The sequence below is a fragment of the Dictyobacter formicarum genome, assembly GCF_016587435.1.
In genome coordinates this window covers 361,489-381,237 of sequence record NZ_BNJJ01000004.1, presented here as the reverse complement: position 1 = coordinate 381,237, position 19,749 = coordinate 361,489, and the positions used below count along the sequence as shown (strand labels likewise).

Here is a 19,749-nt window from a genome sequence, read left to right as displayed (position 1 = left end):
CACTAACAACATATCCTGACCGCTTTTTTCTCTCCAAAGAACAATGGGGACGCACCTAATGTCAAAATCACATATTCTGAGTAAAAATATGAATAAATCGCTTTGGAAACAGCGTAACTTCATGCTTCTGTGGAGTGGCCAGCTTGTTTCCTGGATTGGAACAGAAGTGTCTGGTATAGCACTTCCTTTAGTTGTTCTGGCTTTAACAGGCTCCTCTGCACAAGCTGGCGCGGTTGCGGCTATACGAGGTCTTGTCTATGTTTGCTGGGCAATTCCGGCTGGTGTATTAATTGATAGATGGAATAGAAAAATTGTCATGGTTATAGCAAACCTTGGCAGTGGATTAGCAATGGGCAGTATTGCCCTCGCACTCGCATTTCATAGTCTTTCTGTAATTCAACTATACATAATTAGTGCCATTGAGGGATCGTTCTTTGTCTTTGCAAATTTAGGAAGGTTTGCATCGTTTCCAAAGGTGGTCTCAAAAGAACAATTTCCAGCAGCCTCTGCGCAATCTGGTACAGCAGACCATATTGCTTTACTGGTAGGACCACCTCTAGGAGGTCTTTTGTATCAGGCAGCAGGAGGGTTTATTGCTTTCTTTGTTGATTCGCTTTCTTATTTTATTAATGCTTTTTCTATTTTCTTTATAAATATACCTCTTGGCACAAAAACCCCGACTGAACGAAAAGCAGTTCATCATGAAATCAAAGAGGCCATCGTGTGGTTTTGGCATCAGCCGTTACTTCGCTTCTTAAATCTTCTTACAGCAGGAAGAATTATTCTTTCTGCAGGGTTATATTTGCTCATTATTGTCCTTGCAAAAGAACATCATGCTTCCTCCTTATTTATCGGTGCTATCTTTGCTATTGGTGCTGGAGGGGGCATTTTGGGTTCTTTTATATCTGCAAAAATACATAGTCGCTTTGGCATGAAACAACTACTCCTTGGTGTATTACTGCTTAGTTTCTTAATTTTCAGCTTATATGCAATTGCCATAAACAATTTTCTTTTAGCAGGCATCACAGCACTCTTTTATGCAGCAGATCCACTCTATAATGTAACAATATCTTCTTATTCAGTAAAAATTGTTCCTGATGAAATGAGAGGTAGAGTCGCAAGTCTGACCCGGTTAATTGATCTCGGAGCAAATTCGTTTGGATTCTTTATTACCGGTGATCTACTACAGTATCTAGGAAGCAGATGGACTATTGGAGTATTCGCTCTTATGCTGCTTTTACTTTTTATTGCGACAGAGAAAAACAGAAATCTCGCGGCAACAAAGATGTAATTTTAGCTCTCTCTCCCCCATTCCACAGTTTGGAAAATGGTTTTTCAGCGTATCAAAAAAACACTCTGGCTACAGAGATTGCTTCTATCCTACCTGCTTTTTGCGTTGTTTTCGGTGATGGTGACCGGACACTCTGGCTGACCAGGTTGGGCGCACGATGCGGGAAGAGAGCAAGATCGGAGAAGTTTTTTTCCACATGAACATGCTACACTCCTTCTACGTGCAAGAGGAGTAGTTCAAACTCATGCTCAAAAAAACGAGCAGTGACCACTCACTTCTACCAATGGCTTCGACAGTGGCGAAAGCCATACGACTAGCGAAAAAAGGAGCAAGCTCATGCGGAAAATCATTGTCTACAACATCATCTCACTGGATGGCTATCACACAGGGCCAGGCAACGATGTCTCGGTCATGTTCCCAGTGATGGGCGGCAAAGCCTTCAACGGCTATAACGCCGAACTGCTGCGTACAGCCGACACATTTATTGCAGGCCGTGTTTCCCACGAGCTATTCCACGGTTACTGGCCCAAGGTCGCCGAGAATCCAGATTCTGATGAGTGGACGGACGAACAGAGGGAGATCATACAGGAGAGCGAGTCCGTCAGCAACATCGTCGTCTCAGATACGCTGACAGGAAACCGGCCCAATTACCGCATTATCAGGCGTGCAGACGTGTATCAGCAGCTTGCCGAACTCAAACGCCAACCAGGCAAAGATATTTTGATTACAGGCAGTAGAACCCTCTGGAACGATCTGCTGGCGCACGATCTGGTGGATGAGATCCATCTGATGATTGGCAACATCGTCTTAGGCGAGGGAGTCCCTGTCTTCGTAGGCAAGCCTCCCGCGTCGCTTCACCTTATCGAAGTCCGCACCTGGAAAGACTCCGATAACGTCCTTATACGCTACGAAGTTCTGCACAAAAGCGCCTAAACGCATAAATCGGAGGATCTACTCGTTCTCCTTGCCGGGTTATCAACAAATTCGCGGCAAAGGATCACCTACGAGCATGTCCAGGACGCGGGTGCCGCCGATGTCGGTGCGCAAAAACACCATGCCTGGAAATTCAGCCTGGACGGTACCGATGGGCATAGCCTCGCGTCCCAGGGGATGGGCGCGCAGAACTCGCAGGGCTTCTTGCTCAGCTTCAGGCGCCACAAAGGCCAGAAGCTTCCCTTCGTTGGCGATCGTGAGCGCATCGAGTCCTAAAATTTCGCAGGCTCCTCGCACGCCCTCGTGAACTGGAATGGACTGCTCGTCGAGGGCGATAGAGACTTCGGCGCTCAGAGCGACTTCATTCAGGGCGGTCGCCACACCTCCACGCGTGGGGTCCTTCAGGCAGTGCAGTTTGGTGCCGATACTATCGAGCAAAGCCGCCACCAGCGTATGCAGTGAGGCGCTATCGCTCTTGACCTCGGTCTCAATATCCAGCTCTTCACGAGCCAGCATGATCGCAATACCGTGGTCGCCAATCGAGCCGCTTAATAATACGCGGTCGCCCGGCTCCACCAGCGTTTGCCCCAGGTTGGCAGACGCACGTATGCTACCAACCCCGGCCGTATTAATGAAGACGCCATCAGCCTTATTGCGCTGCACCACCTTGGTATCCCCGGTCACGATCAAAACGCCAGCTTCATGGGCAGCCCGCGCCATCGAGTCCACGATTCGCTGCAGATGTTCGATTGAGAACCCTTCTTCCAGAATGATGCCTGCCGAAAGATACAACGGGTCCGCCCCTGCCATGGCCAGATCGTTGATGGTGCCATGAACCGCTAGTTTGCCAATATCGCCACCGGCAAAGAAAAGCGGATTGACCACATAGGAATCAGTTGTAAAGGCCAGGCGCTGATCTCCAAGCGTAATAGTCGCGGAATCTTCCATACGATCCAGCACGGTATTAGCAAAGGCTGGGGCAAAGATACCCTCGATCAAGTTATGGGTAGCCTTACCGCCGCTACCATGGCTGAGCGTGACATGGTCATCGCGCAGATAGAACTTGTGCCGTCGCGCCTGTCGCGCACGCTCAATCTTTGCCAGGACCTCATTGCTCTGTGGGGACTGCTTTCCCATCACTTAAACCTCCAGCCAGACCTCTCTGGTGCCACGATTCGCTTGTTCAGCGATATATACCAACGATATATAGCAATATGTCCATTGCCCTGTCTGACAGACTTAGCTTTCTTGCGTGGACATGGCGGGCATTACATTGAGTCGATGCCGCTCTGCGGCCATGGAGAAGCGTCCATAGTTAAAGTAGGCGGCACAGGCTCCTTCGGGCGACACCATACAGGTTCCGATCGGCGTCTCCGGCGTACAGGCGGTCCCGAAGACCTTACACTCCCACGGTTTGATCACGCCTTTGAGCACTTCACCACACTGACAGGCTTTGGGATCAGCGACGCGCAGGCCAGGTACCTCAAAGCGCAGCTCGGCATCCCAGGCCGCGAATTCGGGGCGCAGCTTCAAAGCGCTCTGTGTGATAAAGCCAAGACCACGCCATTCAAAAAATGGTCGTAGCTCCATCGTGCGCGCCATGGATTCAAGCGCCTTTACGTTACCTTCGGGTTGCACCACGCGTGAATATTGATTCTCCACCTCTGAACGGCCCTCACAGATCTGTTGTACCAGCATATGCACGGATTGGATGATGTCCAGTGGCTCAAAACCGGCTACTACAATCGGCTTGTGGTGCTGGCGCGCAATAAATGTATAGGGACGCAAACCAATCACCATCGTGACGTGACCCGGACCCACAAATCCATCCAGGCGCAGATCCGGCGAATCCAGGATGGCCTTAATGGCTGGAATGATAGTGACATGGTTGCAGAACACCGAAAAGTTTTTTATATCTTCGGCCTGGGCACGTAACAGGGTTACGGCGGTGGAGGGAGCGGTAGTCTCAAAACCGATGGCAAAAAATACTATCTGCTTGTCTGGATACTGGCGAGCTAATTTGAGGGCATCCAGCGGCGAATATACAAAGCGCACATCGGCCCCCTCAGCCTTGGCATCCAATAAGCTGCCACGTGAACCCGGAACGCGCATCATATCCCCGAAGGTAGTAAAGATGACGTTCTCCGTGTGCGCAATGGCAATGGCGTCGTCGACGCGCCCCATCGGTAACACACAGACGGGACAGCCGGGACCATGGATGAGATCGATCGTGGGCGGCAAGACATCTTCAATACCATGTTTATAAATCGTGTGGGTGTGGCCGCCACAGACCTCCATAAGCTTTAATTGTCGGCCGTCGCTCAGGCGCGCAATGTCCGCCGCAATACGTTTCGCCAGCTTAGAGTCGCGATATTCATCAACGTACTTCACTGCTCCTTCTCCTTTTTATCCACCCTGAGCCTGGCAGGCTGTGATGAAAGATACTGTGGCTACTTATGAATCAGGCTGGTCAAGTAAAGCTTGAATCATTTCTAATATGGCATGATAGGCCGTGGCCTGGGCCTCCTGTATACGTGGAATATGATCGCAGGGCGCCGTGATACATATATCGACAGCGGGCAAGCGCGCTACTTTGCCACCATCGTAGCCAGACATGCCAACGGTCAGCAGTCCCTGTTTTTTAGCCTGCTCGAGCGCCTGCAAAATATTGGGCGAGTTCCCACTGGTTGAGATGCCAACGGCGATATCGCCGGGCTGCCCAAGGGCGATAATCTGGCGCGTAAATATGGTGGGGAAACCGACATCATTACCCACGGCTGTAACGACCGCGATATCATTGGTCAAGGCAACAGCCGGCAGGGGACGCCAGTGCGCAAATGGTGGATTGACCAGTTCAGTCACCATATCCTGGGCGTCGGTGGCGCTACCGCCGTTGCCAAAGGCAAAGAGGGTGGCACCGGCTCGAAAAGCGCGGGCCATGGCCGCACCGGCCGCCACGATACGCTCGCCCGAGACGGCATGCATTTGATGACGCAGAGCGACCACATCGTGACACTTTTCCAGCGTTGAATGGCGTACCTGCTCGATTACTGCGGCACGATCAACCTTCTCACCTTCAAACAGGTAGGGATAAAAAAGCTGGTCGTAGCGACTACCTTCCTCAGGCATAGCTATCCTCCTCCTCATCTGCTGATGGACAGCGTTCAAGGGCCACACCGGCATGTACCAGAACCAGGTCGCCCGGGCCCACCTGATCCAGCAGGCTGATATCAATCTCTTCAATGTGGGTGGGAGTAACCGCCACCCTGGCCGTGCCCGATCCGGCATCCACCGCGACGACACGCACCTTCAGCGCTTCATCCGAGCAGGTAATACAGCGCCCCTCCCCATCCGGCACCCAGCAGGCATCAAACATTATTCTGGAACGAGGAGTATGGTCATTTTCACTCATTGTAATACTCCTTCGTGCTCAAAAAAGACGTGTACAAGTTCCCACAGCACGTGATAGAGGGTCTCATGGGTTTCCTGAATGGCCAGGGGATCAGCGCTGGGAACCACAAAACAGAAATCTAGAAAGGCGGACTCGGTCTCCGTCGGCATACGCTCTTCGCTGGTCACTATGACATGACGCGCCATACGACCACCACCGTTGCCACACAATCCGATGGTGAGTAGACCTGAGTCATGGGCCTTTTGCAGGGCGATATTCACATTAGTGCAATTGCCATCGGGCGAAAACCCCATGGCAATATCCTGCGGACGCGCCAGGACACCGATATGGCGGGCGAAGGCTCCTTCGGCCTGCTCAGCCGAGGCATGCATACCGCTGAGGGTGGCGCTATCATTGGTCAGGGCCACGGCGGGCAACGCTCGCTTGCCGACGATCACTGGATGTACAAACTCTACTGCCACATGTTGCGCGTCGGTAGCCCAGGGACCATTGCCGAAGGCCAGCAGGCGACCGCCCAGGTGAAAGCGGCGTGCCATTGACCAGCAGGCCTCAGCGATATGCCCGGCCTCAGCCGTAAAAAAGGTCTCTGGTATGGTTGTGCTCAGGCCAACGCGCGCATCTAAAATCGCCGCCAGGTTAACTGCCATAACCTCACACTTTCCTCATTCGATCTGGCTCTTATGGAACATCGCCAGTTCGTCCGTATAGGGATCGCCCATTAATTGCAACGCCTTTTGCGTCTCCTGTGCCTCTTTTTCATTAATCTTACTCATGGCAAAACCAACGTGCACCAGCACCCAATCTCCGGGCTCAATGCCGTCCAGGCGCACCAGGGCGATGCTGACATTGCGCTTCACGCCGGATACCTCTACCTTCGCAATATCCAGGTTATCATCCACTATTTCCACGACGCGACCTGGAATACCAAGACACATAGCCTTCCTCCTTCATGCATGTACATGCAGGCAAGCATGCTGGGGGCATGATCTTGCCCCCGCTTCCATCCTTCCCCCTCGAAGCACCCATAAGGGGCGCACCTACCGCTTTATTTTTGCAGCGGATCCAATTGTCTGTAACCAGTCACACCAGGCATCCAGGCCCTCGCCAGTTCTACAGCTGAGTTCAAAAATCTGTAACTCAGGATTGACGGCCAGGGCAAAGCGCTTGACGGTAGCCAGGTCGTAATCAACATAGGGCAACAGGTCGATTTTATTGATGACCATGACCTGCGACGTGGCGAACATCGCCGGATATTTGGCTGGTTTATCATCGCCTTCGGTCGTGCTAACCACAGTAACCTTGATATCCTCACCCAGATTCCAGCCAGCAGGGCAGACCAGGTTGCCGACGTTTTCGATCACCAGCAGGTCGAGGGAGGACAGATCGAGCTCTTGCAGCGCCAACTGGATCATGTGCGCCTCCAGGTGGCAGATGCCCTGCGTGATAATCTGGACCGCCTGAGCACCAGCCGCTTTGATGCGCTCCGCGTCGGCACTGGTCTCCACATCACCTTCGATCACACCGATCGTGGGCCCGAAGCGCAAGCGCCGGATGGTCTGCTCCAGCAAGGTGGTCTTACCAGCGCCGGCTGAACTCATCAGGTTGAGCGTATAGATCTGTCGATCAACCAGTTGCTGATGGATGTCGCGAGCAATCCGCTCATTGGCTGCCAGAATGTTCTGTACGATCGGCACATTGGGCATGCTCGCCATCGCCTCCCTCCTGAGTATCGGAGCAGTCAATCTCCATGTCTTGAATCATGAATTCGGTGCCTGAGAGCACATCAGCTTCCCAGCTTTCACAGGCCGGACATTGCATAATACATTGCACAACATGAAATTCCTTGCCACAGTGGCGACAACGCGCTCGATGGGGCACAATATCTATCGCTAACTGTGCCCCACTCAGCATAGGTTGCGCACTCGCAACGACTTCAAAACAGAAGAGCAGCGCATCGGTATCGACGGCATTGGCTTCGCCAATCCTGACATGGACGCTCTTCACACAGGTCGCCTGGTATAGTGTGGCTTGTTCCGTAACAACGCCAGCAATAGCGTCGGCAATTGAAAGCTCATGCATAGTGCCTTCTCTGGCTTTTCTGGCTATCATCTGTATTCGCTACAATGTAACTTGCTTACATGGATCGTATACGTAAATAACGCTGGATATCTGGCAATTGAATACCTACAACAAACAGAGCTATGCCTAACAGAGCCAGTATCAGCAAAGGTATGTTAAGACGAAGAGTGACCATAACGTGCCTCCTTCAGCGGCAAGATAATTTCTGACGTGACACTTAGTTTATCGACCAGCAGGTCGATCATTTCGATAGCGCCAGGGATCATAGACTGGACAACCTCGCTCAGGCCTACGACGAGATCTTCATCGGCATTGCCCACCGCAGCTGGTTCGCAACCGACCAGCAACGTATGGATGGGGCGCGCGCCCATGTTGCGCGCGAAGGCCAGTACTTTAAGCGGGTCCATGCTGTGCGCATCCAAAAAGCTTTCCCGGGCCTCGGACTGCTGTGCAGACAGGCGATCAGGCTCGATCAAATAGAGCGTGCCCGGTGCACCTCCACGCGACACGGCATCCACCAGTATCAATTCATCATAGTCTTCCAACAAGGTATAGGCCAGATCCACGCCACGAATACCAAAATCTACAATCTCAACATTAGCAGAATATCGTCCTGCCAGCAGGCGCTGGGCGACCTCAACGCCAAAGCCATCATCGCCAAAGAAGATATTGCCAATGCCCGCGATTAAAATTCTTCGCTCCTCCTTAGAATGGGCCTGCCCACTCATACAAACTCCTCCTCCACCAACTCTACTTCTCCTGGATAAAAGAAAAAGCGATGACCGGGCAAGACACGGTCCTCTTCTTGCTCATTGCCTGGGTCATCTTCCAGCGTGACCACCAGGTACATGCGATCCTCGAAATCTTGCTTGATCTCTTCGACGCGCGCTAATCTGCTTTCCAACAGCATATCAAATGCGTCAGCCTTGGCCCGGGGATGAAGCCGCACACGATCGCCAATTTTAGCGACGCCACCAATGACGCTTACAATGGGTGGTTCAAATTGATTCATCATATGTTTTTCCCTTCCTCATCAGGCTGCAAGCACTCATAACTACGGATCACGCCGTGGAGTTTCATAAACTGTTCCGTTGAAAGGGACTCCGTCCGCTCCAAAATTGCACGTGCGCGCTCGTCACCATGTCTGAGCTCTTCCTTTTCATCCTCGGTCAGAGTCATCATGCGCAGAGTCAGTAATTCATCAATTTCGGTACCATCGAAGAAGGAACCCATACTTTCAGGCGCAATCTGTGGGTAGTCGTACAGGATAATGGGTGATGAGAGTATGGCGCTGTGCTCGCCAACATCGCCTATCAGAACAGGCCAGGTGTGCGCATTCTGACAGGCCTGCGCTGATGTCCGTAAATGCTCAGGCGGGTCCAGCAAGGAAAAGAACTGCCCCTGCTCAATTTGCAGGATGGTATGGGTTGAAACAAATGAGTAGAGTAAGACCGCCTCACGTTGATCAGGATTAATGCCGATTTGTGGAGTATTATTTTCAATGCTGACACGCAGCCTGTACACTGCGTCCTCAACGCAGTGGGCCGTAATACGCACCTGGCCGTAGATATCTTGCTGCTCACGCGACGAAGAAATAACGGTGGCATCGGTGGTGGTCGTTGAAACATAGCGTCCGGGAAAATCGATAGGCGCCAACAGCGGCTGGCTCAAAATTTCTGGCAGCCTGATCTCTGGTATCACGACTTCCCGCGCCACTCCCTCCTCCCATTCATCTTGCATCTGGCGCTCAATGTGGTTCCCACCCTGTGTTAGAGACGACTGGTGATCACGCTGCACCACACTATTCAACAATAGATGCAAGAAACGTACCGAGATAGTCAGCCGGGTCTGTTGATCTCCCTGTAGGAGGCATTCAGTCTGCATGCTCCATGGTTCGCTATTCCCCTGCGCACTACTATAAGAGCGCGGATACACCACTCCAAATGTCCAACGCTGGCGATTTTTAATGGCTGAACGACGATAGGGATAGAGCAAATAGCCCTCATAGAGGATGGCATCGGCGATCTCTTTGATCTGCTCTATCTTCATGGCTGCACCTCCTGGTGGGCTTGCGCCAACAACAGGGTTAGCGCGCTCTCCCAGCTAGATTGGCCATGTTCCACTTTGTACTGATAGAGTTGATCAAAAACATCTCTCTGAATACGTATCCAGGCGCTATTGGGATAATAGTGCTCGATCAGAGAGTGCCAGAGAGAGACCGGCATGCGATAGCTGGCCTCCTTGGACCAGGGGACGCGGCTAACCTGCAGGTTTTGCTGCTTATCCTGATAAAAAATGGTGCCGCTGAACAAGAAGAGGAGCGGTACGGTGCCCTCTTTCAAAGCAGCCAGGTATTTGGTGCTCACCACTTCAAAGTCATAGGTGCAGGCAACCGGCAGGGTGATCGTGGTCTGGGCATCAAAAGTGGGGACGACTATATTGATATGCTGCCAGAGCAAACTGCGCAGAGTCCCCTGCCAGCGCTCAGGCGTACCAAACACATCCTGCAGGCGCTCCTGTTCTTCCCGGGCATAGCGCCGTTGGGGCGCGGCAATCTGTAGCTGACAGCGCAGGGCGATGCTAAAAATCGTCTCGGCGGGCACCCTATTGGTGATCGCCAGTGTGAAACCCAGCGTTGGCACAGCCGCAAAAGGGATTACTTCAGCTGCCGTGACTTCAAAGTTTAGATCTGGCATGCAATGATCCTTTCGGCGCTGAAAGATACCTCCATACAATCGAAGCGGGGGCAAGCCCCGCACCTATGATTTTGGAACATCCTTCCATACAGTCGCCTTCGCTTGTATAGTTTCAAAGTAGGTGTTAATGCTTTGCCACGCTGCGGCGCCGCCGCTAAAGCCGCGCCAGGTGCGACGAATCAGGCCGACCAGTTGATAACAGCTATCGATCGGCACCAGGTAATAGCGATAAGGAGCCATGATACGCTGGATCAGTAGCGCCTCGACTTCTGGCTGCATGTCGGTAAGCACAGGATTCTCCTGCAGCAGAGTTTGCCACTGGCTCTCGTCCAACAACGACTCGGTGGCTCCGGCGGGTCCCGGATAAAAGGCCCTCAGCCGCCGGTCGTGCCCTGTGCTGGTCCGAACGAAAAAAGCCATGTTTACCGGTATCAGCAGTTCGTTCCAGGCACTATCGCTAAGCGCAAAGTCTTCCAGCAGAAGATAGCGCTCAGGAACCACCACATATTTGCCGGCACCGGCCCCTTCCCGGCTCATCAGCAGCGAACAGGCGGTGCAGACACAGTGGATGGTGTGGGTGGAGCGTTCCCACAGGTGCCGGTGCTGCTCTGCCAGACCCTCTCCACACAATTCACACGGTCCTGCGGCTGGGTTATTGGCCGACTCGATAGGGTTGCGCATAAACTGACGTAATCTGCGCAAAGAGGCACGCGCCTGCTCCGCATCCATCGCTAGTCCTCTCCCATTCCAGCTGACAAAGTTGCCTCTTGCTTACGGCGGCGTCTCGGCATAAAAGTAACGGGATGCGAAAAACGCGCTTCTTCAGCGGCCGTGCTAATATCATCTATTTCGGGAGCCACCTTATAGACCGCATCTTCAACGTCGCGCAAGAGGTGAGCACTGGAAGCTGAACAATCGTTGCAGCTCCCCAGCATTTTGAAATAGGCAATCCCCTGCTCAATACGTACCAGTTCAACATCTCCTCCATGCGCCTGCAGGGAGGGACGCAAATCTGCCAGCGCGCGCAGGATACGCGTGCGTGTATCGACGGGATGCAGACCATGGAGTAGCAGCAAGGGACCAATCAGGTCGTCCGCGCCAAACTGGTCAATGATTTCCGCACCACATTCCTCGTGCTGCCTGGTCAGTGCCAGCATGCGTGTCAAACCTTCCCCATACATAGCCAGCATACTCTGGATCAGTTCCTGGACAGTTGCACGGACGTGCTGATCCGCAAAGCCAGCCACCTCCTCGATTAACGCCTCGATGCGCTCAGCCTGCTGCTGTTGCTCCTTATCCTGTTGCATGCTACAACCTTTCTGGATCATGGGTTTTCGGCATTGACATGCGGCGAGGTAGAAAGCGCCCGCAAGGGGCGCACCTACGTCGCGTTTTTTTTCTCCCGTACATCTGGCCTTGACGTGCGGCGAGGCGGGAAGCGCCCGCAAGGGGCGCACCTACGTTGTTGTTATACCAAAGGTTGGCGAGTGCACAACCTGGAGCTCCTTCCCTTTGCCCAGGTACATGTGAACGCCACATGGCAGGCAGGGATCAAAGCTGCGCACTGTGCGCATAATATCAATACCCTTAAAGTTATCTGGCCCATTCTCCTCGAAGATGGGTGTATTTTGTACGGCATCTTCATAAGGTCCTGGCGTGCCATAGATGTCACGTGGACTGGCATTCCAGGGGGTGGGCGGATAGGGATGGTAATTGGCAATCTTGCCATCACGTATCACCACGTGATGGGAGAGAACACCGCGCACCGCTTCATGGAAGCCACAACCGATCGCTTCTTGCGGCACCTTAAAGTCCGACCACGTTTTGGTGCGGCCGGCGCGTACCTCGGTCAAAGCCTTCTCGACAAAGTAGATGGCCGCAGCCGCAGCATAGGCCTGGAAGTACGTACGGGCGCGATCACGCTCCAACGCATTGCTCCACTGCGGAATCTTCCACTCCAGCTCCATCTCGGGTTTAAGGGCTGTCTTAGGCAGCGTGATCTTTACGCTATGGCCGGTCGCTTTAATATAGCCACCGAGATCAACCAGGCCAGCCAGGGCAGTCGCCCACAGGCGGGCGATCGGGCCGCCGCCAGTATCCAGGGCCAGGTATTTACCGGTCTGGTCATCGTACCAGCGCGGCGACATGACCCAGCTATAATTACCCTCGAAATTGCGCTTCTGCGGTCGCGGTAGCGTGGTCTGGTTCCAGGGATGGTGCTTATCTACTGGATTACCCAGCGGATCATGAGCTACAAATGTCTGCTGATTCTCCCAGTCCTCATAGAAAGAACTACCCAGTAAGACACGCAAACCCAGGTTGATGTCGACCAGGCTGGTCGTGCGCAGCTTCCCATCTATCACGATGCCAGGCGTGACATACATGGCCCGGCCCCACTTCTCCATGTTCTGGTAGGTGTAATCGCAAGCGCCCGGATTCTGAAAAGCACCCCAGCATCCTAACAGCACCTGGCGCTGTCCCACCTTTTCATAGCCCGGCAAGGCCTGATAGAAAAAGTCGAAGAGATCATCGTGCATCGGCACGACCTTCTTCATGAACTCGACATATTTCATCAGCCGGACGAGGTAATCGGTAAACACCTGAATAGTTGCTACCGTGCCGACTCCACCTGGATAGAGGGTTGAAGGATGGACATGGCGTCCCTCCATCAGGCAGAACTTCTCACGCGTCATGCGACTCATTTGCAGTGACTCTCGGTAGAACTCGCCGCTAAAAGGATTGAGCGAGCGCATAATGTCGGCAATGGTGCGATAGCCATGTAGATAGGCGTGCGGCGCCTCAGTTTTCTCGGCCTTTCCCATTACAGATGGATTCGTCTCTTTCACCATCTGCTCACAGAAGTCCACGCCAACCAGGTTGTCCTGGTAGATGCAGTGGTCGAACATATATTCGGCCGCCTCGCCCAGATTGAGAATCCACTCGCCAATCGGGGGCGGCACAACGCCAAAGGCCATGTTCTGCGCATAGACCGCGCAGGTAGCATGGTTATCACCGCAGATGCCGCAGATGCGACTGGTAATAAAGTGCGCGTCGCGTGGATCTTTCCCCTGCATAAACAGGCTATACCCTCTAAAAATAGAGGAGGTACTGTGGCACTCCACTACCTGGCGCTGCTTAAAATCGATCTTGGTATAGATGCCCAGGCTACCAACAATACGTGTAATCGGATCCCAGGACATCTCCACCAGCTGCGGTGGAACGCCGCGCGGTTCTTGTCGTTTAATTTCGGTGCTCACGTTGCTGTTTTCTCCTTCTACCCGCACTTGCGTGGAGCATCTTACATTATTACTTCCACGTTGGTTGATAACCTGTCTTGAGCTCCGGACCAGGACGACGCCATGACGGCTCTTTGTTCAGCGTATCGTTGGTGAACTGGCGCAAGGAGCGAATCACCCGACCATAGGAGCGCGAGACACTAGAAGAGAATTTGCTGCCAGGTGGCTCATCCATAAACGGCATAAATTTGTCGGGAAAGCCCGGCATGGTACAGCCAATGCAGATACCACCCACGTTCGGGCAGCCACCGATGCCGGCCATCCAGCCGCGTTTGGGAACGTTGCATTGTACGACAGGTCCCCAGCAACCCAATTTGACAATACACTTGGGAGAGCCATATTCAGTGGCAAAATCGCCTTGCTCAAAGTAGCCGGCGCGATCGCAGCCTTCATGAACCGTCTTTTCAAACAGCCAGGTCGGGCGCAGGGCTTCATCCAGGGGAATAGTAGGAGCCAGGCCAGCAGCCTGGTAGAGCAGGTAGAGTAGCGTCTCCATAAAGTTATCAGGCTGAACAGGACAACCAGGCACACATACAATCGGATTACCGGCTTTGGACTTCCAATGCCAACCCAGATAATCAGGCAGACCCATAGCGCCCGTGGGATTGCCCGCCATCGCATGAATGCCACCATAGGTAGCGCAGGTGCCGGCAGCCACCACGGCCCAGGCCTTCGGCGCCAGGCGATCCACCCACGTGGTGGTGGTAATCGGCTGACCGCTTTCGTCCGAGCCAAGAGCGGCCCAATATCCCTCTGATTTGATCTTCTCGTTCGGGATCGACCCCTCTACCACTAGCACAAAGGGATCCAATTCTCCACGCTCAGCCTTATACCACCAGGACATGAAATTCTCGCCAGTTTCATAGGCCAGCACTGGATTATGCAAATACACTTTCGGCAAACCGGGGATCGCACCCAATAGCACATCTTCAATGCTTGGTTGGCTGGCTGCGGTAGTCGAGATGGTATCACCATCACAGCCAAGCCCGGCCGTCATCCAAATGATGTGTACTTCTTCCACACGAGTTCTGGTGACCATAATCTATCCTCTTTAGCTGTCACTCTTACTCATCCACATAGACGCAACTTACGGGAAAACGAAACTCGCCGCGGGTTTATGTACTGTTGAGCGGATGGCATTATCTGTGCAGATAATGGGCCGCCACTACAATGGACGCGATTAAGCGGATATTTACGTCAATTTTTACTACGAGAGAGAACAGAAGAGGAAACTGCTCGGCTCTTATTTGCATCGAAAGCAAGCATACAAAAAAACATTACACTACACCACTAGCAATGTCAAGAACTCACTGATGCTTAATTTTCAGCATATTTAACGTCATGCGTATGTTATTGCCCATTTACATGATGGGTTAATGCTCGATCATGTTATCCGTCGTATGGTTTTTTGCGGAATTCAAAAATATTTTGATATCGACGGCACAGATGCTGTCGGCGCTAACAAGCAATGGGTTGATGTCAATGGATTGTATAAAATCATAGTCCTGCATCAGGTATTCGACTGCTTTGATGACGTCTATGATGCGCTGGATATCGACCGCCTTTTGTCCACGCATACCTTCCAGGATTGGAGCAATGCGCGTCTCAGAGATCATAGTCAGCATCTCAGCACGTTCAAGCGGAGCAACACGCCTGACAACGTCGCCCAGGAGCTCGGTGTAGATGCCACCGCTACCAAAAAGCAAGATGGTGCCAAAGTTAGCGTCGCGCGTAGCGCCCACAATCAACTGCCTGCCAGGCTCGATATATTTCTGCACACAGATAGCTGCATCCGCAATCTTACGCTCACGGATCAGCGCTTCAAGCTGATAGTATGCCTCACGCAAGGCCACCTCGTCTTTGATGTTGGTGATCACCGCTCCAATATCAGATTTATGCAGCAGTGTAGGTGCAACAATTTTAAGCACACATGGATAGCCCACGGACGCACGCACACATAAAACAGCCTGGTCGACCTGCTTGCATACATAGCTTTCCGGGGCCGCTATATGATAGCGCCGCGTCAGCTCATCCACGCTGACCTGCGGCAAAGTGTTAAGCCCCAGGGCGCGGGCTTGCTGATAGAGCTCATTCACGGCAGCATGATGCTCCTCATAATAGGGACTCTTTAGAGCAGGCGTGGGTAGATTGTAGGCGGTCCGCTGTCGATAGCTAGCGTACCAGGTCATCGCAGCCAGCACATTGAGCGCCGTTTCTGGAAAATGATAGGCAGGCACTTTTCTCTCGTCCAGCAGCTTGAGTCCCTTATCAACCAGGGTACCGCCAATAAACGAAGCCAGGATTGGCTTACCATACTTCTTCATCCCCCCGATATATGCTGCCGTCTTTTCAATTTCGGTCATTACCTGGGGGGTCAGAATAACAAGCAACGAGGAGACATCTTCCTCCTGTAACACAGCCTCCATGACCTGCAAATAGCGCTCTGACAGGGCATCGCCAGCCACATCTATGGGATTATGAATGCTGGCGGAGCGCAGCACATTCTGCGTCTCCAGGCTCAGATCCGCCAGTTCTAAGCCTTTCTCGATCAAGGTATCCGTAGCCACTACAGCAGCCCCGCCAGCGTTGCTGACAATCGCGACTCTATTAAATGTCGGCAACGGCTGCCAGGCAAAGGCCTTCAGCGTATGAAATAGATCCCCAATCGTCTCGACCACAATATAGCCATATTGCTGTAGAGCCGCTTTCGTCAGTGGATAGCCACCTGCCAGGACGCCAGTATGAGACCTGATAGCCTCTGCAGCAGACGCGCTCCTGCCGGCCTTCAAAACAATCACCGGTCGGTTGCAATTATATTTCTGGCCAATCTGCAAGAACTGTTGACCATCCTTAATATCTTCCAGATAGCAGGCAATAAGTTTATCGCTGTACAGGCGCTCCAGAAAATAATTCTCATCCAGATCCGCTTTGTTGCCCAGCGAGATAAAGTAATGAATGCCTAAATGATTGGCGCTGATCCAATCCAGAAAAGCAGCCCCCAGCGCACCTGATTGTGAAATAAAGGAGATAGGCTCATAAGCGGGAAAATTGGCAGCGAAAGAGGCGTTTAAGGAACTGGCAGCGTCGATCAAACCCAGGCAGTTGGGACCCAGCAAGCGCGTATTGGAGCCAGCAATGATCTCCAGCAATTGCTGTTCGCGGCAGGCTCCTTGTTCACCTGTTTCTTTAAAGCCCGCTGAGATCACAATGACCAGGGGAATGACCTTGTTCACGCACTGTCGCAGCACCTCTGGCACAACTGCCGCAGGCACGGCAATCACCGCCAGGTCGATATCCCTCGGCACCTCCTCCACATGCGTATAGGTCTTGATGCCCAGGATAGTCTGGGCATGCAGGCTAATCGGATAAATGGCGCCACGAAAACGATAATGCACCAGATTTTTAACAATAGTATACCCGAGCTTCTTTGGATTCTCTGAAGCACCAATCACCGCCACCGACCTCACGTTGAAAAGTTCTCTCACCATAACATTGTGCCTCTGCTAATCAGCCTATTCATCCGACCAGATGTCGCTACCACAGGAGAAGCAGTAACGCGCTCCCTCAACTTCAACATGCGGAGCGCGACAGCGTGGACACAGCTTGACCAGTTTAGCGCCACAATAGACACAATAGGTCCAGCTGGCCAGCACCTCATGCTTACAGGAGAGGCATAACCTGGTCTGGGATGCGGGATGTACTGCATAACTTTCACCCAGGTAAATATGGCGGCCAAAGTGTCCAACCTGCATCAATTCGGGGTCCAGCACCTCTGGCCGGTAGGCTGTAGCAACCACCGCCATCGATAGTTCCCGATCAAAACCATCCAGTTCAACCAGCAACTGGCGCTGCACAGCCATTCTATGCTCACGCTGCTCAAAGCGCGCGATCGCATCCAGATCTTCCAGAAACAGCAGGCAGGGGATCCATTTCTGTGCCAGCTCAAAGGCCACTTTCACCAGATTGCGGCACGTCTGCACGATATTAGAGCGCAAAAAAGTAGGATACTCCTGCTCTAGCCAGAGCAGGTCTTCCTCGTCTACACTCTCGATCGCCAGGGCATTGATCAGGTCAACCAGCTTCGACAAAGAGAGCGAAACCATCGAGACGCCGGCCTCACCTGCAATTGCATGGACCAGCAGGGTACGCTCGGTGCAGGGATGGCCGATCAGCACTGTTTCATCCAGATCGACGATCCGGGGACGTTGATAGAACTGCGACCAGCTTAGATAGGTAACCAGGTTGTGCAGTTCCCGCTTGACGGTATTAACACCCAGAATATCCGCAAAGGTAATGGTTGGACGCTCGCATTTAATAATTGGTAGGGTAGAGAAGTGCTTGCCAGAACGCTTGCACTCGCGAACCTTGGCCTGAATCAACTGATCTACCGCGTTGGTATATGCGGTGCCGCTCTCTTCAGTTAAGTAGGATGGTATCACATCCACAGGCGAATACATCAGCACTAGCAACGGCTGCACCTGTGGATGCCGCAGGACAGCCAGGACAAGGTGATCTGGTCGCACATATAAGCAACGACGCTGCATAGCAAAGTTCAAGGCCCAATCCAGGCACTCCTGGGCTGCAGGCGAAGGTGGAAGATCCGAACTGCTGGCGACAAGTTCCACACCAGGACGCACAACCTCGGCCGCCGCACGCCGCAAAGCCCGCATATCCATCCCCAACACACTAAAAATTCCCTCGTTCGTCTCATCTTTGATGCGCAAGATACTGAGCAAAAGATGCTCGGGATGATACTCGAGCGCCTGCATATGTGCCGCTTCGCGCTGGGCACCCTGAATAACGACATCGATCGCCGGGGCGAACGCAATCCGCCTCTCCTGCATAATTTCTACCATTGCTGCCTCCTTGACAACCTGTACTCCCTCTCCATCTTTTCATTATCCTGCATGTAAAGCCCATTACGCGCACGATAGAGGGGACCACACAACTATTTTAGCTAGCATTCCAATCACCCTACTTATCGCATCACGTCCGCAGAGCACAAATTGTAACACTTCAGTTGTCTGGCAGACCCCATTAGACTACAGGAAAATCGTATGGAACCTGAGCATGCCGTAGCAGCGCCAGAAAAGTGCGAGCGGGGGTATGAGCGCCGAGGTAATCACTATCTCAAGCACATGGCGCGGAGTGCGTGCTGTCTTTTGCAGGCGTTGGATACATAGGCGCGCAGTCATGTAGAGCCAGGCGGCAAGGGCAATCAATGCCAGGAGCCAGAGATTAAGGATGCTAGCTACCAGTAATAGTAAGAAGACACCAAGGATGCAGTAATAATTCCAGAGCGGTCTGGCCTGGATGCGTTGCCGATAGAGAGCTGGATGCTTCTTGAACAATAAGGCATCATAAAGCCCTTTTTTTTGTAAGCGCAAACTCGTTCCCCAGGGAGCAGGACGCACTGGATGCATGACGATGGCGGTGGGAGCTTTAATGCCACGCATACCATGTTCGAGGAAGGTAAAAAATACATCGCTATCTTCGCACCAGGAAGCATGGAAGCGGGTATCAAAACCATGCAGTTGCTGCAGGACAGTACGCCGGTAAAAGCAGTTAGCCGTCACAAATTCGGCCTGGCTTAATTGTGAGACAGTGTATTCGTATTCGGTATAGTCGTGCTGTAACGGGACCACAATTTTGCCGGAGACAGCGGCAACATCGTCGGTAAAGGCTGCCACGCCAGCTTTTAGCCAGCTCAGTTCCGGAATACAATCATCGTCAATAAAGGCAATCAGTTCGCTGCGCGCCTGCTGCCAGCCAGCGTTGCGAGCAGCGGCAGGTCCATGGAGCGCTCCGGTCATGGGCACATACACAATCGTGTATCCGTCCTTCTGCGTACGCTGCCGCCATTCTTCAACCTGCTGATGTGTAGCAGAGCTATTAGCATCATCAACAATGATAATCTCATAGTCGGTAGGCACAAATTCCAGACTGAGCAGTGCCCGCAGACACCGATCCAGGTAATCATGACGCTTATAGGTCGGAATAACAACAGATACCTTCGTGATCATAGGCACGCCTGTAATTTTT

Annotated in this window: 22 protein-coding genes; 2 read left to right on the top strand and 20 right to left on the bottom strand. The window is 52.7% G+C overall.

Annotation, left to right across the window (positions count from 1 at the left end; all coding sequences use genetic code 11):
* Nucleotides 1–58: 58 nt before the first annotated feature.
* The gene (locus tag JMI88_RS09190) at nt 59–1,291 is read left to right on the top strand and encodes an MFS transporter (protein ID WP_201361508.1); all 1,233 of its coding nucleotides are present in this window, start codon (nt 59–61) and stop codon (nt 1,289–1,291) included.
* A 336-nt stretch (nt 1,292–1,627) separates the two neighbouring features.
* On the top strand, nt 1,628–2,224 hold the full coding sequence (locus JMI88_RS09185; RefSeq protein WP_201361507.1) for a dihydrofolate reductase family protein: 597 nt from the start codon (nt 1,628–1,630) through the stop codon (nt 2,222–2,224).
* Between the two features lie 42 nt (nt 2,225–2,266).
* Here the strand turns inward: JMI88_RS09185 and hypE are convergent, their stop codons facing one another.
* The 20 genes from hypE to JMI88_RS09090 form a co-directional block, all read right to left on the bottom strand.
* Nucleotides 2,267–3,361, bottom strand: a complete 1,095-nt coding sequence (hypE, locus tag JMI88_RS09180) for a hydrogenase expression/formation protein HypE (RefSeq protein WP_201361506.1) — start codon at nt 3,359–3,361, stop codon at nt 2,267–2,269.
* A gap of 102 nt (nt 3,362–3,463) precedes the next feature.
* Nucleotides 3,464–4,615 carry a hydrogenase formation protein HypD gene (gene hypD / locus JMI88_RS09175; protein WP_201361505.1) on the bottom strand — a complete coding sequence of 384 codons (1,152 nt, stop codon included), beginning with the start codon at nt 4,613–4,615 and terminating at the stop codon, nt 3,464–3,466.
* Nucleotides 4,616–4,678: 63 nt separating this feature from the next.
* Nucleotides 4,679–5,353: a D-sedoheptulose-7-phosphate isomerase gene (locus tag JMI88_RS09170; RefSeq protein WP_201361504.1), complete on the bottom strand. Its 675-nt coding sequence runs from the start codon at nt 5,351–5,353 to the stop codon at nt 4,679–4,681.
* Nucleotides 5,346–5,636: a HypC/HybG/HupF family hydrogenase formation chaperone gene (locus tag JMI88_RS09165; protein ID WP_201361503.1), complete on the bottom strand. Its 291-nt coding sequence runs from the start codon at nt 5,634–5,636 to the stop codon at nt 5,346–5,348. The genes JMI88_RS09170 and JMI88_RS09165 overlap by 8 nt, the downstream gene beginning before the upstream one ends.
* A complete protein-coding gene (locus tag JMI88_RS09160) occupies nt 5,633–6,283 on the bottom strand; it encodes a D-sedoheptulose-7-phosphate isomerase (RefSeq protein ID WP_201361502.1) in 651 nt (216 codons plus the stop codon). Before JMI88_RS09160 ends, JMI88_RS09165 begins: the two co-directional genes overlap by 4 nt.
* Before the next feature lie 15 nt (nt 6,284–6,298).
* Nucleotides 6,299–6,571 carry a HypC/HybG/HupF family hydrogenase formation chaperone gene (locus JMI88_RS09155; RefSeq protein WP_201361501.1) on the bottom strand — a complete coding sequence of 91 codons (273 nt, stop codon included), beginning with the start codon at nt 6,569–6,571 and terminating at the stop codon, nt 6,299–6,301.
* Nucleotides 6,572–6,673: 102 nt separating this feature from the next.
* Nucleotides 6,674–7,348 carry a hydrogenase nickel incorporation protein HypB gene (hypB, locus tag JMI88_RS09150; RefSeq protein ID WP_236022875.1) on the bottom strand — a complete coding sequence of 225 codons (675 nt, stop codon included), beginning with the start codon at nt 7,346–7,348 and terminating at the stop codon, nt 6,674–6,676.
* Nucleotides 7,296–7,715, bottom strand: a complete 420-nt coding sequence (gene hypA, locus JMI88_RS09145) for a hydrogenase maturation nickel metallochaperone HypA (RefSeq protein ID WP_201361500.1) — start codon at nt 7,713–7,715, stop codon at nt 7,296–7,298. Before hypA ends, hypB begins: the two co-directional genes overlap by 53 nt.
* A gap of 55 nt (nt 7,716–7,770) precedes the next feature.
* Nucleotides 7,771–7,890, bottom strand: a complete 120-nt coding sequence (locus JMI88_RS40615) for a DUF6893 family small protein (protein WP_373323789.1) — start codon at nt 7,888–7,890, stop codon at nt 7,771–7,773.
* The gene (locus JMI88_RS09140) at nt 7,871–8,443 is read right to left on the bottom strand and encodes a hydrogenase maturation protease (RefSeq protein ID WP_201361499.1); all 573 of its coding nucleotides are present in this window, start codon (nt 8,441–8,443) and stop codon (nt 7,871–7,873) included. Before JMI88_RS09140 ends, JMI88_RS40615 begins: the two co-directional genes overlap by 20 nt.
* Nucleotides 8,440–8,730: a hypothetical protein gene (locus JMI88_RS09135; RefSeq protein ID WP_201361498.1), complete on the bottom strand. Its 291-nt coding sequence runs from the start codon at nt 8,728–8,730 to the stop codon at nt 8,440–8,442. Before JMI88_RS09135 ends, JMI88_RS09140 begins: the two co-directional genes overlap by 4 nt.
* Complete coding sequence (locus tag JMI88_RS09130; protein ID WP_201361497.1) at nt 8,727–9,764, bottom strand: hypothetical protein; 1,038 nt, start codon at nt 9,762–9,764, stop codon at nt 8,727–8,729. The genes JMI88_RS09135 and JMI88_RS09130 overlap by 4 nt, the downstream gene beginning before the upstream one ends.
* Entirely contained in the window at nt 9,761–10,411 is a 651-nt protein-coding gene (locus tag JMI88_RS09125) for a DUF6084 family protein (protein WP_201361496.1), read from the bottom strand. Before JMI88_RS09125 ends, JMI88_RS09130 begins: the two co-directional genes overlap by 4 nt.
* A 63-nt stretch (nt 10,412–10,474) precedes the next feature.
* Entirely contained in the window at nt 10,475–11,140 is a 666-nt protein-coding gene (locus JMI88_RS09120) for a DUF5947 family protein (protein ID WP_201361495.1), read from the bottom strand.
* A gap of 2 nt (nt 11,141–11,142) precedes the next feature.
* Nucleotides 11,143–11,718 (bottom strand): NifU family protein, encoded by a 576-nt coding sequence (locus JMI88_RS09115; RefSeq protein WP_201361494.1) that lies wholly within the window; start codon nt 11,716–11,718, stop codon nt 11,143–11,145.
* 150 nt (nt 11,719–11,868) lie between these two features.
* Nucleotides 11,869–13,611 (bottom strand): nickel-dependent hydrogenase large subunit, encoded by a 1,743-nt coding sequence (locus JMI88_RS09110; protein ID WP_201361634.1) that lies wholly within the window; start codon nt 13,609–13,611, stop codon nt 11,869–11,871.
* Between the two features lie 106 nt (nt 13,612–13,717).
* Complete coding sequence (locus JMI88_RS09105; RefSeq protein ID WP_201361493.1) at nt 13,718–14,746, bottom strand: NADH-quinone oxidoreductase subunit B family protein; 1,029 nt, start codon at nt 14,744–14,746, stop codon at nt 13,718–13,720.
* A gap of 334 nt (nt 14,747–15,080) precedes the next feature.
* Nucleotides 15,081–17,195: an acetate--CoA ligase family protein gene (locus JMI88_RS09100; protein ID WP_201361492.1), complete on the bottom strand. Its 2,115-nt coding sequence runs from the start codon at nt 17,193–17,195 to the stop codon at nt 15,081–15,083.
* A gap of 24 nt (nt 17,196–17,219) precedes the next feature.
* On the bottom strand, nt 17,220–18,563 hold the full coding sequence (locus JMI88_RS09095; protein WP_201361491.1) for an AAA family ATPase: 1,344 nt from the start codon (nt 18,561–18,563) through the stop codon (nt 17,220–17,222).
* A gap of 186 nt (nt 18,564–18,749) precedes the next feature.
* Complete coding sequence (locus JMI88_RS09090) at nt 18,750–19,730, bottom strand: glycosyltransferase family 2 protein (protein WP_201361490.1); 981 nt, start codon at nt 19,728–19,730, stop codon at nt 18,750–18,752.
* Nucleotides 19,731–19,749: the final 19 nt, after the last annotated feature.

What these genes read in the sequence shown, in the direction of transcription:
- JMI88_RS09190 (WP_201361508.1), top strand. Translation starts at nt 59, where the DNA reads ATGTCAAAATCACATATTCTGAGTAAAAATATGAATAAATCGCTTTGG.
- JMI88_RS09185 (WP_201361507.1), top strand. Translation starts at nt 1,628, where the DNA reads ATGCGGAAAATCATTGTCTACAACATCATCTCACTGGATGGCTATCAC.
- hypE (WP_201361506.1), bottom strand. Translation starts at nt 3,361, where the DNA reads ATGGGAAAGCAGTCCCCACAGAGCAATGAGGTCCTGGCAAAGATTGAG.
- JMI88_RS09170 (WP_201361504.1), bottom strand. Translation starts at nt 5,353, where the DNA reads ATGCCTGAGGAAGGTAGTCGCTACGACCAGCTTTTTTATCCCTACCTG.
- JMI88_RS09165 (WP_201361503.1), bottom strand. Translation starts at nt 5,636, where the DNA reads ATGAGTGAAAATGACCATACTCCTCGTTCCAGAATAATGTTTGATGCC.
- JMI88_RS09160 (WP_201361502.1), bottom strand. Translation starts at nt 6,283, where the DNA reads ATGGCAGTTAACCTGGCGGCGATTTTAGATGCGCGCGTTGGCCTGAGC.
- JMI88_RS09155 (WP_201361501.1), bottom strand. Translation starts at nt 6,571, where the DNA reads ATGTGTCTTGGTATTCCAGGTCGCGTCGTGGAAATAGTGGATGATAAC.
- hypB (WP_236022875.1), bottom strand. Translation starts at nt 7,348, where the DNA reads ATGGCGAGCATGCCCAATGTGCCGATCGTACAGAACATTCTGGCAGCC.
- hypA (WP_201361500.1), bottom strand. Translation starts at nt 7,715, where the DNA reads ATGCATGAGCTTTCAATTGCCGACGCTATTGCTGGCGTTGTTACGGAA.
- JMI88_RS40615 (WP_373323789.1), bottom strand. Translation starts at nt 7,890, where the DNA reads ATGGTCACTCTTCGTCTTAACATACCTTTGCTGATACTGGCTCTGTTA.
- JMI88_RS09140 (WP_201361499.1), bottom strand. Translation starts at nt 8,443, where the DNA reads ATGAGTGGGCAGGCCCATTCTAAGGAGGAGCGAAGAATTTTAATCGCG.
- JMI88_RS09135 (WP_201361498.1), bottom strand. Translation starts at nt 8,730, where the DNA reads ATGATGAATCAATTTGAACCACCCATTGTAAGCGTCATTGGTGGCGTC.
- JMI88_RS09130 (WP_201361497.1), bottom strand. Translation starts at nt 9,764, where the DNA reads ATGAAGATAGAGCAGATCAAAGAGATCGCCGATGCCATCCTCTATGAG.
- JMI88_RS09125 (WP_201361496.1), bottom strand. Translation starts at nt 10,411, where the DNA reads ATGCCAGATCTAAACTTTGAAGTCACGGCAGCTGAAGTAATCCCTTTT.
- JMI88_RS09120 (WP_201361495.1), bottom strand. Translation starts at nt 11,140, where the DNA reads ATGGATGCGGAGCAGGCGCGTGCCTCTTTGCGCAGATTACGTCAGTTT.
- JMI88_RS09115 (WP_201361494.1), bottom strand. Translation starts at nt 11,718, where the DNA reads ATGCAACAGGATAAGGAGCAACAGCAGCAGGCTGAGCGCATCGAGGCG.
- JMI88_RS09110 (WP_201361634.1), bottom strand. Translation starts at nt 13,611, where the DNA reads ATGTCCTGGGATCCGATTACACGTATTGTTGGTAGCCTGGGCATCTAT.
- JMI88_RS09105 (WP_201361493.1), bottom strand. Translation starts at nt 14,746, where the DNA reads ATGGTCACCAGAACTCGTGTGGAAGAAGTACACATCATTTGGATGACG.
- JMI88_RS09100 (WP_201361492.1), bottom strand. Translation starts at nt 17,195, where the DNA reads ATGGTGAGAGAACTTTTCAACGTGAGGTCGGTGGCGGTGATTGGTGCT.
- JMI88_RS09095 (WP_201361491.1), bottom strand. Translation starts at nt 18,563, where the DNA reads ATGGTAGAAATTATGCAGGAGAGGCGGATTGCGTTCGCCCCGGCGATC.
- JMI88_RS09090 (WP_201361490.1), bottom strand. Translation starts at nt 19,730, where the DNA reads ATGATCACGAAGGTATCTGTTGTTATTCCGACCTATAAGCGTCATGAT.